General features: G+C 39.5%; 20 protein-coding genes. 9 read left to right on the top strand and 11 right to left on the bottom strand.

Features of this window, described 5'->3' with window-relative positions:
* Positions 1 to 51: 51 nt before the first annotated feature.
* Complete coding sequence (locus tag ICN22_RS06125; RefSeq protein WP_216169401.1) at positions 52 to 267, bottom strand: hypothetical protein; 216 nt, start codon at positions 265 to 267, stop codon at positions 52 to 54.
* A 669-nt stretch (positions 268 to 936) separates the two neighbouring features.
* Positions 937 to 1,113, bottom strand: a complete 177-nt coding sequence (locus ICN22_RS06120) for a hypothetical protein (protein WP_216169400.1) — start codon at positions 1,111 to 1,113, stop codon at positions 937 to 939.
* A gap of 250 nt (positions 1,114 to 1,363) precedes the next feature.
* Between ICN22_RS06120 and ICN22_RS06115 the strand changes: the two genes are divergently transcribed.
* Both ICN22_RS06115 and ICN22_RS06110 read left to right on the top strand, forming a co-directional pair.
* Entirely contained in the window at positions 1,364 to 1,525 is a 162-nt protein-coding gene (locus ICN22_RS06115; RefSeq protein ID WP_216169399.1) for a hypothetical protein, read from the top strand.
* A gap of 127 nt (positions 1,526 to 1,652) precedes the next feature.
* Positions 1,653 to 1,847 (top strand): hypothetical protein, encoded by a 195-nt coding sequence (locus ICN22_RS06110; RefSeq protein ID WP_216169398.1) that lies wholly within the window; start codon positions 1,653 to 1,655, stop codon positions 1,845 to 1,847.
* Positions 1,848 to 2,390: 543 nt separating this feature from the next.
* On the opposite strand, the gene ICN22_RS06105 is transcribed toward ICN22_RS06110, so the two are convergent.
* The gene (locus ICN22_RS06105; RefSeq protein ID WP_216169397.1) at positions 2,391 to 2,654 is read right to left on the bottom strand and encodes a helix-turn-helix domain-containing protein; all 264 of its coding nucleotides are present in this window, start codon (positions 2,652 to 2,654) and stop codon (positions 2,391 to 2,393) included.
* A 158-nt stretch (positions 2,655 to 2,812) separates the two neighbouring features.
* On the opposite strand from ICN22_RS06105, the gene ICN22_RS06100 reads away from it, so the two are divergent.
* Both ICN22_RS06100 and ICN22_RS06095 read left to right on the top strand, forming a co-directional pair.
* The gene (locus ICN22_RS06100) at positions 2,813 to 4,054 is read left to right on the top strand and encodes a BtaA family protein (RefSeq protein ID WP_216169396.1); all 1,242 of its coding nucleotides are present in this window, start codon (positions 2,813 to 2,815) and stop codon (positions 4,052 to 4,054) included.
* Between the two features lie 12 nt (positions 4,055 to 4,066).
* Positions 4,067 to 5,110 carry a GNAT family N-acetyltransferase gene (locus ICN22_RS06095; RefSeq protein ID WP_216169395.1) on the top strand — a complete coding sequence of 348 codons (1,044 nt, stop codon included), beginning with the start codon at positions 4,067 to 4,069 and terminating at the stop codon, positions 5,108 to 5,110.
* Between the two features lie 29 nt (positions 5,111 to 5,139).
* Here the strand turns inward: ICN22_RS06095 and ICN22_RS06090 are convergent, their stop codons facing one another.
* The 3 genes from ICN22_RS06090 to ICN22_RS06080 form a co-directional block, all read right to left on the bottom strand.
* A complete protein-coding gene (locus ICN22_RS06090; protein WP_216169394.1) occupies positions 5,140 to 5,484 on the bottom strand; it encodes a DMT family transporter in 345 nt (114 codons plus the stop codon).
* A gap of 31 nt (positions 5,485 to 5,515) precedes the next feature.
* Positions 5,516 to 5,818 carry an HU family DNA-binding protein gene (locus ICN22_RS06085; RefSeq protein ID WP_255533879.1) on the bottom strand — a complete coding sequence of 101 codons (303 nt, stop codon included), beginning with the start codon at positions 5,816 to 5,818 and terminating at the stop codon, positions 5,516 to 5,518.
* 642 nt (positions 5,819 to 6,460) lie between these two features.
* Positions 6,461 to 6,694 (bottom strand): hypothetical protein, encoded by a 234-nt coding sequence (locus tag ICN22_RS06080; RefSeq protein WP_216169392.1) that lies wholly within the window; start codon positions 6,692 to 6,694, stop codon positions 6,461 to 6,463.
* A 303-nt stretch (positions 6,695 to 6,997) separates the two neighbouring features.
* Here ICN22_RS06080 and ICN22_RS06075 point away from each other — a divergent pair, with 303 nt between their 5' ends.
* The 3 genes from ICN22_RS06075 to ICN22_RS06065 all read left to right on the top strand — a co-directional run bounded on the left by ICN22_RS06075 (position 6,998) and on the right by ICN22_RS06065 (position 8,326).
* Positions 6,998 to 7,177, top strand: a complete 180-nt coding sequence (locus ICN22_RS06075; RefSeq protein ID WP_216169391.1) for a hypothetical protein — start codon at positions 6,998 to 7,000, stop codon at positions 7,175 to 7,177.
* 335 nt (positions 7,178 to 7,512) lie between these two features.
* Positions 7,513 to 7,674: a hypothetical protein gene (locus ICN22_RS06070; RefSeq protein WP_216169390.1), complete on the top strand. Its 162-nt coding sequence runs from the start codon at positions 7,513 to 7,515 to the stop codon at positions 7,672 to 7,674.
* 109 nt (positions 7,675 to 7,783) lie between these two features.
* A complete protein-coding gene (locus ICN22_RS06065) occupies positions 7,784 to 8,326 on the top strand; it encodes a GNAT family N-acetyltransferase (RefSeq protein WP_216169389.1) in 543 nt (180 codons plus the stop codon).
* A gap of 13 nt (positions 8,327 to 8,339) precedes the next feature.
* On the opposite strand, the gene ICN22_RS06060 is transcribed toward ICN22_RS06065, so the two are convergent.
* From ICN22_RS06060 to ICN22_RS06045, 4 genes are all read right to left on the bottom strand, one after another.
* Positions 8,340 to 8,825 carry a SixA phosphatase family protein gene (locus ICN22_RS06060; protein ID WP_216169388.1) on the bottom strand — a complete coding sequence of 162 codons (486 nt, stop codon included), beginning with the start codon at positions 8,823 to 8,825 and terminating at the stop codon, positions 8,340 to 8,342.
* A 106-nt stretch (positions 8,826 to 8,931) separates the two neighbouring features.
* A complete protein-coding gene (locus tag ICN22_RS06055; protein ID WP_216169387.1) occupies positions 8,932 to 9,519 on the bottom strand; it encodes an SRPBCC family protein in 588 nt (195 codons plus the stop codon).
* Positions 9,520 to 9,632: 113 nt separating this feature from the next.
* Entirely contained in the window at positions 9,633 to 9,950 is a 318-nt protein-coding gene (locus tag ICN22_RS06050) for an MFS transporter (protein ID WP_216169386.1), read from the bottom strand.
* Positions 9,947 to 11,212 carry a glycosyltransferase family 4 protein gene (locus ICN22_RS06045; protein ID WP_216169385.1) on the bottom strand — a complete coding sequence of 422 codons (1,266 nt, stop codon included), beginning with the start codon at positions 11,210 to 11,212 and terminating at the stop codon, positions 9,947 to 9,949. The genes ICN22_RS06050 and ICN22_RS06045 overlap by 4 nt, the downstream gene beginning before the upstream one ends.
* Before the next feature lie 117 nt (positions 11,213 to 11,329).
* Between ICN22_RS06045 and ICN22_RS06040 the strand changes: the two genes are divergently transcribed.
* Positions 11,330 to 11,965, top strand: a complete 636-nt coding sequence (locus tag ICN22_RS06040) for a hypothetical protein (protein ID WP_216169384.1) — start codon at positions 11,330 to 11,332, stop codon at positions 11,963 to 11,965.
* Between the two features lie 21 nt (positions 11,966 to 11,986).
* On the opposite strand, the gene ICN22_RS06035 is transcribed toward ICN22_RS06040, so the two are convergent.
* Positions 11,987 to 13,639: an aminotransferase class III-fold pyridoxal phosphate-dependent enzyme gene (locus tag ICN22_RS06035; RefSeq protein ID WP_255533878.1), complete on the bottom strand. Its 1,653-nt coding sequence runs from the start codon at positions 13,637 to 13,639 to the stop codon at positions 11,987 to 11,989.
* Between the two features lie 53 nt (positions 13,640 to 13,692).
* On the opposite strand from ICN22_RS06035, the gene asd reads away from it, so the two are divergent.
* Positions 13,693 to 14,589 carry an archaetidylserine decarboxylase gene (gene asd / locus ICN22_RS06030; RefSeq protein ID WP_216169383.1) on the top strand — a complete coding sequence of 299 codons (897 nt, stop codon included), beginning with the start codon at positions 13,693 to 13,695 and terminating at the stop codon, positions 14,587 to 14,589.
* Positions 14,590 to 14,595 lie beyond the last annotated feature (6 nt).

Raw genomic sequence — 14,595 nt, 5'->3', positions numbered from 1 at the left:
CCTCGTATGAATGATCCCAGTCTAATACTTACTAGGTAAAGGGGATTGAGATTACTCGTTAATAATGACAGCGGCTTTGGACATGATGATTTGCTCTAGTTCATGACTTGTGAGATAGCAAATAGCGGCCTTAGATTTGGCAACTTCATATTGCTCATCTTCAATTGCCCTAATTGGATAACTCCCCACCTTTAATGGAGTAAGCCCAATCACATCATCATCAAGAACTGTTTTAGCTAAAAAGCTGTCGATTACTTTTAATTGCATGGTTATATTCTACAAAACCAATATGACATTCTCCTTAGATAAATAAATCATTAAACATTTGGAATGTATGCCTTGTGAATTATTACTCACCCACTAGGCTCATTAGCTGGTATCTCTTATGGCATTGCAACAAATCAAAGCTAATTTTTTGTCATAAAAGTGCCATTGCAAGTTCATAAGACAGCTGTTAAATGATCTTCCAAGGACAGAATCCTTGGGAATACAACACTTTCAATCATTCACCAAGGAGATTGACCATGCCACTTAACGAAAGCAATACTGAGCCGTATGAGCTCAAAAATTTCAGTAGAAAATTAGACCCAGAGAATCACTTAAAAGATCGACTTATCATCAGACATCTACGGAGACGTAAAAATAATTTCTTATTGGATTTTGATGAGCCTACAAGCAGGCTAAAGGACTTTGGAGCAAACCATGAATAAAAATATTTTGCTTTCTTCACCAGGAGTAAGCGCCTATCTCATTCTTTCATGCGTTGCATTATTTGCTACTACCCTCATCCTTTGCCTTAATACATAAAACCAGATCTTCTGTTGCGAAGCCATCCAAGAGATGGCTTTTTTTGTGACGAAATGGCAGTATGGGTGATGCATGAGATTGCAAATCTCAGCACCCTAGTTCGATGCTAGGTTTTCGCCTTCAAGCCCTTTAATGCTCTTGATGCTCCTTGCCCAGCTTCTCAAACTTGCCATTGCCATAAAGACACCACCGCTTGATTTCTTCGGTGAAGTGCTCAACATACTTCATCTTCAGACTTTTAAAGTCTTTCAGCCCAATAGAACCAGTCTCTCTTAGTTTTTCAATAGCCTCTTTTAATGCGCTCATCTTGAAGCCTTTTCTTGTTGAAATTGAGTTTTGATTCTAATTTAGACCACTTCTATACAAGATTAATGCGGGTTTGATCGATTTTGGGGCATTTTTGGAGTTTTATGACCAAATGACGACAAATAGTTCTTTTAATCATGAACTTAAGAGCTTTTAATCTAAAAAGATATTTTGCTGTCACGCAATATTCATCAATAAGGCACATACTATATAGGTAGTAACCCTAGTATTTTTACCAAAGGAGCCTTAAATGACACAATTTTTGAGTCTCTTGAATCAAGCCTTTGGCCACCAGACCAAAGGTAATGATTTAGAGCAATACATCAATAGCCGCAATCCTAATAGCCACGAGCAAGTTGAGCAATTTACTCGTGACTATTTCAACCACCATTGCACTTCAAAGGGCCTATAAATCATGGCAAAACTAAAACGCCTGTTCATTAAAGCGGCTTTAGCTTGGGTTGAAGCTCGCAAAGCCTACGCCAATCGCAGCTCCAAGCATCGCCTTGGATCATGAGCTTATTTAAGGAAAATACTAAATGAAGCTAACTGTCTTTCGTTACAAGACCTGGGATCATCAAAATGATGACCATGTAAATATTGCGCCTTACTATGCCATTCGAGAATTCATTGAGCACCTTGAGGGTGCAACAGTGATTGAAGATGATTATTTAGAGGTAGATGAGTCTGATTTAGATACTCATGGACGGATAGCTGTCAGAGATGACGATTAGCCCCCAAACGAAGTTTAGATAAATCCTAAAGGAACACCATAATACGAATTTCTTATAGCTTTAGTCGAGCAAGCTAAGAACAAACTGTGCAATGAACTAAAGCAGCACCAAGAGCGCTTTATTCACTTGTGTTGATTGTGTGCGGTACGGGCCTATGAAATTTGGTCTGCCAAGCAGTATTCGAATGTACAACCTCGACCCTAAAATTCGCGGCTGCTAGAAAGTCTATATATTTCAATAGCTTACAGAGTAAAAACGGCTCTGTGGGATAAATTGTGTAACTGGTACGCGAGACAGATTGCTTAATTAACCAAGTTATCAATTTAATTTAGTTTTAATTTACGCGACAAATGAACTCTAGTTTAAATTTTCAAACTCAATCTCCGGACCATGATCTACCTGGTAAGAAACAAGTAAGGACTTCCGATGTATATCAAGCACCTTAGACATGACTTCTCTCAAGTTCTCGCCATACATTCTGATCTTGGAGGTGTGAGATCCGCTCTCATCAAAATGACGAACTTTAATAGTCCAATACATTACTCAACCCATTGCCTCGATTGAAGATAAAAACTGATGCTCTGAAAGGCCGAGATAAGCTCCCACTCTCTTAGCCGCCTGTATCTTGATGGCCATTGTGTAGAAGGTCAAAAAGGTCTCTGCTTCTTCGAGCTCCTTAATTTGCCATTTTCTAAGACAGGCTATTTCAGCAAGCTCTTCATGACTTAAGCCCCGCTCCTCACGAGCGGCTTTCAACACTTCTTTGAGAATCACTGTTACTGCCTTTGGTTTAGAGGTGAGGAGCATGAAGAATTAAGAATAAATTTATAACGAGCTGATGGTAAGTTAGTTTGTTGACAGTTTTATTACCGTTGATAAGCTTTAATAAATTTGTAATAAAAGTGTCGCTACTTTGACTTGATTTGTGACTTTAATATACTTTTGTTCACAAATTAATGAAAGCAATGGACAACCTTACAGCACTTCCAGATTCAAACCTATCACGCTCAAAAAAACTCCTTAAGGACGCTGTATATGCAAGAAAGAAAAAGGTCACACTACATGATCGACTTTTTGCTCTTTGGTTTGAGCGCTTAGTCTATCCTCAAATTTGGGAAGATCCCGTAGTTGATCTCAAAGCCCTTGTACTAAAACCTACAGATCATCTCATTACAATTGCTTCTGGCGGTTGTAACGCCCTCTCCTACCTCACTGCTAGCCCTAAAAAAATTACTGCGGTAGATCTTAACCATACTCATGTCGCATTAGTGCATCTAAAGATGGAGGGAATTAGAAGACTCGAATATAAGAATTTTTACAGGTTTTTTGGTGAAGCAAAATCAGTCAATAATCCTAGGCTATATAGAGATCTGCTAGCACCTCATTTAAATAAAGCTACACGAGACTATTGGGAAGGCGGTATTAAAGGTTTTGAGCGTATCCGCATGTTTGAAAAAGGGTTTTATAAATATGGCTTACTCGGTAAGCTCATTGGATTAATTCACATAAGTGCCAAAATCTATCGCGTCAAATTGGATGATCTGCTAAAGCAACCTTCAATAGAAGCCCAAGGAAAATGGTTTGATGAAAATGTAGCCAAAATATTTGACTCTAGACTAGCGAAAAAGATTATGGGTAGCCCAGTAGCTTTATACAATCTGGGCATACCACCAAGCCAGCATGCCAGCCTTTGCGAAGATCGCCCTGAAAGCATGGCACAGGTTCTCAAAGAACGAGCCAGAAAATTGGCAACGATTGATAACATCAACAACAATTACTTCGCCTGTCAAGCCTACGGCAGAAGCTATGATCACAATAACCCAACAAATAAGCCACTGTATTTGCAAGAACAGTACTTTGAACTCATACGCAATAACATTGACAGACTCTCCATAGAGCAAAATAATGTACTAGATGCTCTCAAGCGAATGCCGGCCAATTCAGTTGATGCAGTGGTGTTACTCGATGCCCAAGATTGGATGACAGCAGAAGAGATATGTACCTTATGGACAGAAATTACTCGGACAGCCAACCCGGGCGCCAGAATTATTTTCAGAACTGCTGGTAAGTCTTCGCCAATTGAAACAGCCCTTAGCGAGGATTTAAATGCTCTATGGAAGCGAAATCACGCTACATCAGATCAGCTCATTCATGAGGATCGCTCTGCAATTTATGGCGGCTTCCATCTTTATGAATTAACTACCTAAGATCTTAGCAATATGACTGATAAATGGCCCATGGTGAAACTAGTAGATTGGGTTAGCAATGCATGCGCAAGCTTGTTATGGGAGGGTGATACGAAAGTTCCTATCAGCATTGCCTTTCCCAGACGACAAAAAAATACCAGCTATCTTTTTTCACCGAGGAGTGGCTGGTTTGACTATTTAACCCATGAGTGTAGACACCAACCTGTTGTTGCTCTTTTAATCGCTGCCCTTGGAAAACTTTCCTATTTATTAGGAATTGATAAAACCATATTTATTGGGAATTATCCAATCTCAACTTCGATCTGGAATGCAGAACAGGAAAATGAACTGCTGAGTATTGCAAAAAAAATGAGGGCATTAAACCCCAATTACTATATCGGCGTTCGAAATCTATTGCCCCATAGGCATCCAACACTTATTAGCAATTTAAAGTCATTCGGATATTTAGGCATTCCCTCTCGAGTGATATATGAATTTGATTTACGTTGCGAAAATGTATCAATCCCATCACACCTTAAAAGAGATCTTGCGCTTCTAAAAAAACTTAATCTAGATGTGCAAGTTTGTAGCAAGCTTGATCAAGACAGTCTGATACGCATTCATGATCTGTATCAAAAAATCTATCTTCATAAACATTCTTTATTAAACCCTCAATACACAGTTCAATTCTTTGATGATATAGTTAATCAAGGGGTGATGTCCTGCCTGCTAATACGTGGACTAGATCAGCAGATTTGCTCCTTTGCATTACTTCTAAGAGCCGGTCATACATTGACAGTCCCGGCACTAGGTTACGACACTAAATTTAATCTAGAGGGATCATACAGAGTGCTTTTTGCAGCGATCTATACATATGCAAAAGATCAACGACTATTATTAAATTACAGCTCAGGAGCTGGTGACTTTAAAAGAAAAAGGGGTGGCATAGGCTATCTGGAATACACCTATCTCGTCTGTCCGTTTAATAGCTATGATATTAAAAAATTTATTCTTGCTTTGGTAGCACAAAAAACTGCAACCTTAAAAGTACAAGATTTAATTAAACTAGGTGCGTAGTAACTAATGATATTAGCGAGTTTAAAAAATTAGCTTCTCGCTACTAAAATGACGCCGATAAAAATTGCTGCCACCCCAATGATTCGACTTGTAGTGATAAGTTCCCCGTATAACAAGCCCGCCAACAAAGTCAGTACAAAGCCTATACCCATCATTGGGTAAGCCTTACTTACATCCCAATCAGCCAGCACCCGCAGCCAAATCAAGGCCGAGGTCGAGTAGCATGCAAAACCAGCCCATATCTTCCAATTTTTTGCTAAGTGCAAGTAAGCAGAAAATCCGTCGATACTCAATCCCTGAAGGCCTGACTTGAGCAGAAACTGAGCCAGTACAGAAAAACAGATACTCAAGACTGCGATTAATAATGTAATCATTAAAGCCTCACTTCGTATACATCAAGTTAAATTAAGATTGGTTAATCTTTTTTTTAAAAGCTGCGCTAGCTCTAAAGCCTACTGATTTAATGGCTGGGATTTGAACTGAGAGCCCCGTAGAAGGATTGCGCCCCATCCGAGCGCTTCGCTGAGTTTGGACAAATGATCCCAAGCCTCCGATCTGCACTACTTCATTTGCACTAACTGTCTCCACAATTCGATATACGATCGACTCCAATGCAAGCTTAGCATCAGCATTTGGGATGTCTGCCCCTGCTGAAATCAACTCTATTAGCTCTAATTTATTCATATTTTTTTGTTTCTTTGGCTTCATTATTTCTAGATTTCGTCAAGCAATTTAGCATAGCTATATGTCAATAAGTCATGTAAGAGTCAATGAATTGTCACAATCTAGCGTTCAATTTAAGCAGCCATTGCCCCCTAATAAAAGTGAGCCTCGCTAGAGATTAAAGAAATAGGTAAGCGTCAGCAGTCTTACAAAGAATATTTTTCTTAATTAAGGAATCACACAGTACTCAATTGTCGTTTTTAACCATCATCTAAGCGCTTATACGAGGATTTTTTATCGTCATGATAGACATGTAATCTTTAGATGATCACACTTCAGCAAGCGAGGTGACTGAAGGTAAAAGTAATTGCATCAAAAAAGGTAATGTCTTTTTCTCTCAGTCTATAGGTCAAAAACCTTAATAGATCCTGGAGCAAGTTATGAGAATTCACCATTATTTTAGTGAGTATGACGATTCATTTGACGAGTACACAGATTCAATTAAGCACGATCTATTAAAAGAACGGCTTACATGGCAACACCGAATCCGTAAACAACTTCATCTGGATTACCAATTTTTTGATGATGATTTTGAGTTAAATCACGATTAAAAAAGATTTAAAGACAAAGGCAATTAGTGTGAATATAGCCCTAAATCGTATGCCCCGAATTTAAGCTTTAACTTTTTTATTCAAACTCCAACTCTAGATGCAAGTCAAATTCTGCGTCAGCTAGCTCTGCGTATTCCATTGCATTCATCTGATCTTCAAATGACAGTTGCGCAAAACGCTCTGCAGCTAGGAAATTATTTTCCCTGTAGTTATCTAAGGCTAATAACTGATTCCAGGCTACCTTCTGATAATACTCAGCAGACAATCTTCTTAATTCAATAATTTTGTCACTTAGATTTTGATTTAGCATTTTTTATCACCTTCAATTTTTGTTGAACTTGACTGTGATGCTCCACTTTTCTCATGACATTTCTGTGAATACTCAAAACTCTTTGTCACATTTAAAGCCGTTTTATCAAGCTCAAATATGACAATTTCACCTCTTAAAATTTAGCCCTAAATATTTCAGTTAACGATAGATTTGTCACATTTATTGATTGAGAATGCAATTTACTTATGGGAGATGAAGAGTAATTCTGCTCCTTTCCGGTCTCCTCAGTTTGCTCTAACAGCCCATAGGTAACCACTTCTAATGAATTGAGGGAGAGCACCAATGACTACCTTTACTACTGAAGATCGCGAGCTTGCTGAAAAAGAACCCATACCCTTTTATGGCTACTACCTCTTAACTGATCCATCACCAAAGGATGCGAATCCACTCTTACATCCAGTATTAAAGAAAATACAGCTGGAATACCGGGTAGATGACAGCAGCGAGGATTTAGAAGATTAGGCCTTAATGCTCTTTATGTTTCTTGCCTAATTTTTCAGGCTTACCGTTTCCATAAAGACACCGCTTTTTGATTTCTTCAGTGAGAACTTCAAGCTCTCTCTTCTATGTAGGGTGGTTCTTATATTCCATCTTGTAACTTTATGTTGACATATTGAGTGTCAAAATCAAATTGACCCACTCCTTATTCTTTTTAGGAAATTCATTAGAAATATTGCATTTCAATAGAAATATATGGGTCTTATTCCCAAAAGATACATTGCTGTCATGCAAGATACTTATTAAAGATTTACTCTAATTAAGTATTAACCCTAATACATTTAGATAAGGAGCCTTAAATGACACGATTATTGAGCCTCTTCAATCAAGTTTTTGGTGACCAATCCAAAAGCTACGATTTAGAGCATTTCATCAATAGCCGCAACCCTAATAACCATCAGCAAGTTGAAGAACTCACTCGTAATTACCTGTATCACTTAACCACTCCAAGAGGGCTTTAAATTATGAAAAATATTGAACAAGTAATTCAGGATCTTTGGTCCGCATGGGTTGAGGCTAAAGCCCAGCAAGCAAAGTATTACCGCACTCATAGTCATATTGAGTAATGTGATGTTGAGTACTGAGTTTCTCTCAAAAAATCAGTATTCAAAATATGGATCTTGGTTAAAAGCCCAAGATCCACAAACTCTCCATGGCTACTTTGGTCATTCAATGAGCAAGAACTCCATTGACGCCCTAGTCAAGCGGTTTAAAAGTGATCCTAAAAATAACCATTTTTTAGTAGCAAAAATCGATGGCAAGTGGGCAGGCACTATTCATATTGCTTCACGCGGGACTGAAGTAGAGTTTGGCGTCATTGTGAGCCCAAAATACCGCAAGCAAGGTATTGCCGATACCATGATGGACGAAGCTATTACATGGGCTCGTAATCGCCATTACCATCATCTCTTCATGCATTGCATCAGCTGGAATCGTCCGATAAAACGTCTGTGTAATAAACATGGCTTAGTGCCACGTAATATGATGGGTGATTCAGAGGCCAATTTGACACTTCAGCCACCAACACCAGTAACCTTTTTTAAAGAGCAGATGAGTGTTGGCAGGCGAAATTGGTTAGCATTAATCCAACTGCAAAAATTGAATTGGACCTAATTATTAACGGAGCTTAATTTAGCAACTTCATTTTGATTAATGGTGCTTTATCGAGATCCTTCCAATGTTTAAATTCGAAAGTAAGCTCTATCAATGCACAGGTCTGCATTAAAACTGATTCGCCGACAATTAAAGTAACGAAATCTTCTAATGCCGGGTTATGGCCCACAAACATGACACTTTTGATTTTCTTGTGCAGTTTGCTCGCTATTGTCAACAATGTAGTGCAATCTGCTTGATATAACTTTTTATCAACTTCTAAAAATCTTTGCTTGTGCTCAAGACGATTCGATATTATTTGAGCAGTTGAGATAGCTCGAATTGCAGGACTTGTGATGATAAGATCAAATCTAATTTCTTTTTTAATTAGTTTTGTAGCCAATTTTTTAGCATCATCAATACCTCTGTTAGATAAGGGGCGATCCTCATCAGGAGACTGAAGGATGGCACTTTCAGCCTTAGCATGTCGCAAGAGGTACAAAGATCTGGTATGCATCATGACCCTCATCAGCAATTCAAATTGCTCTACTACTTCAATATAATCCTAATTAATTCTTATAGAGAATCACAAGGAAGAATTTGGGATATTGATTTTAATGTAACAATTAGGCAAGTTTCCCACAACTCCCACTTAAAGTATTTTTTTGTAATAAAACACGATCAGCCATGATTTCAAAACGCTTGGTAGCACTATTTTCCATAAAGAATCTAATTAAAAAGAATGGAATAGATGTTTCCAGCTCAAATGTTGCGTGATGTGTAAATCGAGTACCATTTTTATCTGGCTCAATAGTCCAGCTACCCTTATACGATTTTGCATCACCTTCTATCTGAATAAATTCCTGACGTTTATCCGAAACTTCCGAAAACTCTAAGACTGAGCGCAGTAGAATTGGGTAAAATAAAATTCGCTCTTCTGCAATCCTTTCAACTTGAACTTTATTACCATTCCTCAAAAGTACTTTGGAATCTCTGATACCCGGGATATTTTTAGCGCCTTCGTAATCAGTTAAAAAAGCATAAGCTTGACACTCATTAACTGGTGCAACGTAAGTAGCCTGCACTTGAAAACCGGAACCAGATCTTCCTACGAATACCTTTAAATCAAAAGGCGACCCATCATTGGCGCCAAAGCAGGAAAGGGATATTAACAAAAGCTGCAAACATAAAATCCTTGCTAAGCAAATGCCCATAACATCCTTATATCTTGAATAAAAGTCTATTCTTATTTTAATTTATGACCGTTTGATGGCAATTTGACAATCTTTTTTATATGAGCGGCCCATATTTCCAATAGTGTTCAAGTCTAGGCTATTTGATTTTCTATTGGACCTGTAGCTTGTTTATCCAATTGAAAATATTGGTACATGATCAATATGCAACCACCTGTTTTAAGAATATTAGAAACCAACATCACTTGACCCTTAGGTCTTGAGTCTGCGAATGCGCCAACGAAAGGAGCAAAAATGACATAAGGAATTACAAAGAAAATTTTCAGTGCTGGAGAAAACCAACTAGGCTCACTCATATGAAGCAACAAAGCAATAGATGCAATTAGTAAGGCGTTGTCAGCTAGGGAAGATAGAAATTGTGAAGAAGCAACAACATAGAAAATACGCTTCATTGTTTAATGCAGGCCTCGCTTAAAGCAAGGGCATTCATCTTTTTTTCTTGTGGGGGATAGCTGTGTAAGAGCTCGTAATAATTTTGATTTAATTTGGCTGTGACAGATTCCCAGGAGATATTCAAGGTAGTTTGTCGAGCATTTTTTCTTAAAACATCCAACTCAGAACCCTTCTTCAACAATTCAAGACTTTGATTGATGAAACTATCGGAATGATTGAAGTTAGCCAACATTCCATTTATCCCACTCTGAATGACTTGACCAGCAGCTGCGTAGTCGTATGCTAATACCGCTAAACCACTGGCCATTGCCTCTAAAGTCACATTTCCGAATGTTTCACTTAAGCTTGAGAAAAGAAATATATCGCCACTGGCATAGTACTGAGCCAGACTTTCACCGGACTGAATACCTGCAAAAATACTGTTGGGGCATGTTAGCTCTAAAAAACTTTTTTGTGGCCCATCACCAACCCACACTATCTTCAGATTTGGCTTAATCGCGAGCATCGCCTTAAAAGCGCCCACAGTCACCAGTAAGTTTTTCTCTGATGCGAGCCTGCCAACATAGACAACGACTTCTTCACCATCTTTAACGCCCCAGCTCTCTCTTAATTCTCTTGAACGCTTGGAGGGATTAAATAAGTCAGTATCAATCCCTCTAGCTAATACTCTAAGCCTCTCAAAACCAGCATTTTGTAGTTGATTTTTAAGCCCTTGGGTCGGCACCATGGTGAAGTTTGTTCTGTTGTGAAAATACCTCATGTATTTCTGTATTGGGCTTTTTAGCCAACTCAATCCGTAATGAGATGAATAAGAGTCAAAATTCGTTCGGAAATCCGAGCAAACAGGAATACCCAGTTTCCGAGCAGCCTCTAGCGCTGACCACCCAAGAGGACCTTCTGTCACGATATGAACTAAATCAGGGCGATTAACTGACCATTGCTGGAGGAACATCCCTTGCCTTGGCAGGCCAACCTTTAAGGAGCTATAGCCAGGGATAGGAATTCCATGAGTCAGTATTTCCTGAAAATGGCCTTGGATTACGGGGCTATCCCCCCTTCCTTGACGCGGCCTTACGAGCGTAATGTGGTGGCCTAGATCCCTTAAGCCACGAATAAAGCGGGCTAATGTACTTGCAACTCCATTGACCTCTGGAGGGTAGGTTTCTGTGACGATGGAGATATTTAAGGGCTCGACTGAAAGAGCATTATTTTCTAAATGGTTATCTACGCAAGTCATCGCCTGAGTATTCGTTAATTTCATAACAGTTTTGTGACAGTCTCAGTATTGACTGTCTTCTTATTGTCATATTTAAACTGTAAATATTACATAGGCGTCACTATTTTGTCATGATGTTCACAACAAGTATTGGAAACTAAATTGATTCATTTTCTAGAAACCTTAAAAAAGCAACGGTGGGATGATCATCGCTACTATCATCATAGCCGCATTAACCAGTCATTACACTTAGTTAGTGCTGTCAGCTTTTTGACTGCATATGTTTTACTTTTTATAGACCCTATTGCAGCATCACTGCTTGCATGGCTTGTTGCTATGACAACACGACAAAGTGGTCATTTTTTCTTCGAGCCAAAAGGTTACGACGAAGTAAATAAAGCCACACATGAATATAAAGAACAAATTAAGGTGGGCTACAACCTCAACAGAAAGGTAGTGCTTCTTTCGATATGGGCTGCGATCCCTCTGCTAGTCTGGGCTAACCCAGTATGGTTGCAAAAATTTGTTGCCCTCAATACTTTCACAAATACCGACGGATTCATAAGGCAAACAGGATTGCTATGGCTTTGGCTTGGCGTTGGCGGGGTATTATTCCGCACATTCCACTTATTCTTTATTCATAATGTGGAAGCTGCATTTGCCTGGATGACAAAAATCATGACAGATCCGTTTCATGATGCCAAGATTTATGCAACTTCCCCACTATATTTACTTAAAGGCCAATTAATTGATCCAATGGATCATGGTAATTACGAGGAAGAGCCGCTTCCTCAGTAAAGTGTTGGCCAGAGAAATGATTTAGGACTTTCTACCAAAAATCATTTCTCTGAGAATTTGTCTCTTGATGATCTTGTTCGTCAAGCCGCCCTCATTCCACCACCAACCATCCTGCTTCATGGCTTGAGCGGCGCGAATGAATTTTTCTTTAACGGCATTCATATCTGAATCACTGTAATTCAGACTAAAAATAAATCTTCCAGTCCCAATCCAACTGAGCGCCAAACCCTGCTCCTTAAGGTAATACTGGAACATCCAGTTGTAACGGGATGGCTCCGTATAGCAAATAGTCCAAATACTGGACATATTCACTACCTTGACAGGCAAGTTGAGTGATAAGAGACTTTCGTTCAGATCGTTTGCGCGACGATCCCAAACGACATCCAAGTCAGAATACATCTTTTTAACCGGATCAGTATCTAAACTCTCCAAGAAAACTTGCATAGCACCCATTACGTAAGGATGAGAATTAAAAGTGCCTCTGGCAAAACAGATATCAGCTGGCTTATCCGCTTTAAATCGCATCATCAGCTCTTTTTTGCCACAAACGACACCGATTGGTAAACCACCGCCTAGAGTCTTCCCATAGGTCACCATATCAGCTTTAACCCCAAAATACTCTTGCGCGCCACCTGGTGCCAAACGAAAGCCTATAAAAACCTCATCAAAAATTAAGACAATTCCCTTATCGCTGCATACCTGCCTAAGTTCTTTAAGCCACTTTGTATAGGCCTCACGATCAAAAAATGCTTTGCGTGAACTATCCAAAAGGGATGAATCGCCTGGAGCGCCCTTATTGGGGTGTAAGGCCTGCAGTGGGTTTACTAGCACACAAGCAATATTCTTTTTATTACGAAGAACGCGCAAGGTATCCTGATCAACCTCTTTGAGCGTATAGGTTTCACGCGGGGGAAGTGGGTTACCTATACCTGGTTGAACATCCTCCCACCAGCCATGATAGGCTCCACAAAACCTGACAACATGACTCTTTTTGGTATGGTATCTGGCTAAACGAACTGCCTGCATCACCGCTTCTGTGCCTGACATATGAAAAGAGATCTCATCATGCCCAGAAACTTCTTTTAAGCGCTTGACGTTATCTGCAACGATAGGATGATAAAACCCTAAAACAGGGCCTAGGTCAGAAACTCGCTTTACCCCCTCTTCAATCGCCTTCTTATAAAAATCGTATCCAAGAACGTTGACGCCATAGGAACCAGTCAGATCATAAAAAATATTTCCGTCTAAATCTGTCATTAAAACGCCAGAGGACGATTGCATGAAACTACCGGACTTTAGATGCTTGCTAACGAAATCGCTAAATTGAAAGGGAACGCGATATCTTCCTGTAAATTGCAAATCTGATATCACTTCAGCAGCCTGGTTAGTCAGCTCAACGGATTTTGTAAAACGCTCTTTGTAAGCTTTTGATAGACGCATAAAGCCCGCCTCTCTTAGCAGCGCGATTTCCTGAGGAGCTCCATCAACCTTAAAAAAGATGTTCTGATTAAATGAGTAATGCGGAATCAAACGAGCCACTCGCTTGGCCATTCTTGAGTGCCCAGCCAACGAAGGATGTTTTGCCATAGAAAGTTGCAGTCTTGTATAAACCTTCTTAATAATCCAAAGACCGAGGCCAGCACCGAATATACTTAGCGCAAGTTGATTTTCCATTAATACTCCCATTAATATTCATTACACTTTTACTTCATTTATTTGACAAAATTATGTCAATCAAGAAAACCATACAAAATCTCTTATCCCAGGAAGATCTGAATTTTCTTCTGACCAATCGCATTCCTAGAAATACCCTGACTCGCCTTATTGGGTGGTTTAGTCAGATCGAAAATCCCTTAATTGCCTATATTTCTATCAAAATTTGGCAATTCTTCTCCGCCTTGGATCTAACGGAAGCAAAAAACACCCACTTTAAAAGTATGCATGCCTGTTTTACGCGCGAGCTAAAGCCCGATGCAAGACCAATCCATCAAGACCCTCATATCCTCAATAGCCCCTGTGATGCATTAGTGGGTGCATTTGGCCAAGTTAAGGACGGGGAAGTTTTTCAAGCCAAGGGGTTTCCATACACCATCAAAGATTTAATACCCATCCCCTCTTTGGCTGCGAAATATGAAGGCTGTGATTATGTAACTCTCAGGCTCACTTCTAGCATGTATCACCGCTTCCATTCACCAAGCTCAATGCGCATGAAAAGAGTGACTTATATTTCTGGGGATACCTGGAATGTCAATCCTATTGCACTAAAAAGAGTTGAGCGACTATTTTGCAAAAATGAGAGAGCAGTTCTTGAATGTGAACTTACCGATCAGAATGGGTTGGGCATAGGAGCTACTTTGACTATGGTTCCAGTTGCAGCAATTCTAGTTGCTAGCATTCGCCTCCACTGTCTTAATCTTCTTTTGCATCTTCAATACCAAGGTCCCAATACTATTGAATGCGATGTTCAATTTAATCGAGGCGAAGAAATGGGGTGGTTCCAACATGGCTCAACCATTATTGTCTTTGCCCCAAGCAACTACCGATTACTTGCGAATCTTAAACTAGGAGACGCTATTCGTATGGGTGAACCCCTATTTAGAAAGCTTACTCGAGATCTTGACTGATACCGT

The sequence above is a fragment of the Polynucleobacter bastaniensis genome (assembly GCF_018882205.1).
GTDB lineage: Bacteria > Pseudomonadota > Gammaproteobacteria > Burkholderiales > Burkholderiaceae > Polynucleobacter > Polynucleobacter bastaniensis.
This window is presented reverse-complemented; position numbering and strand designations above follow the sequence as displayed.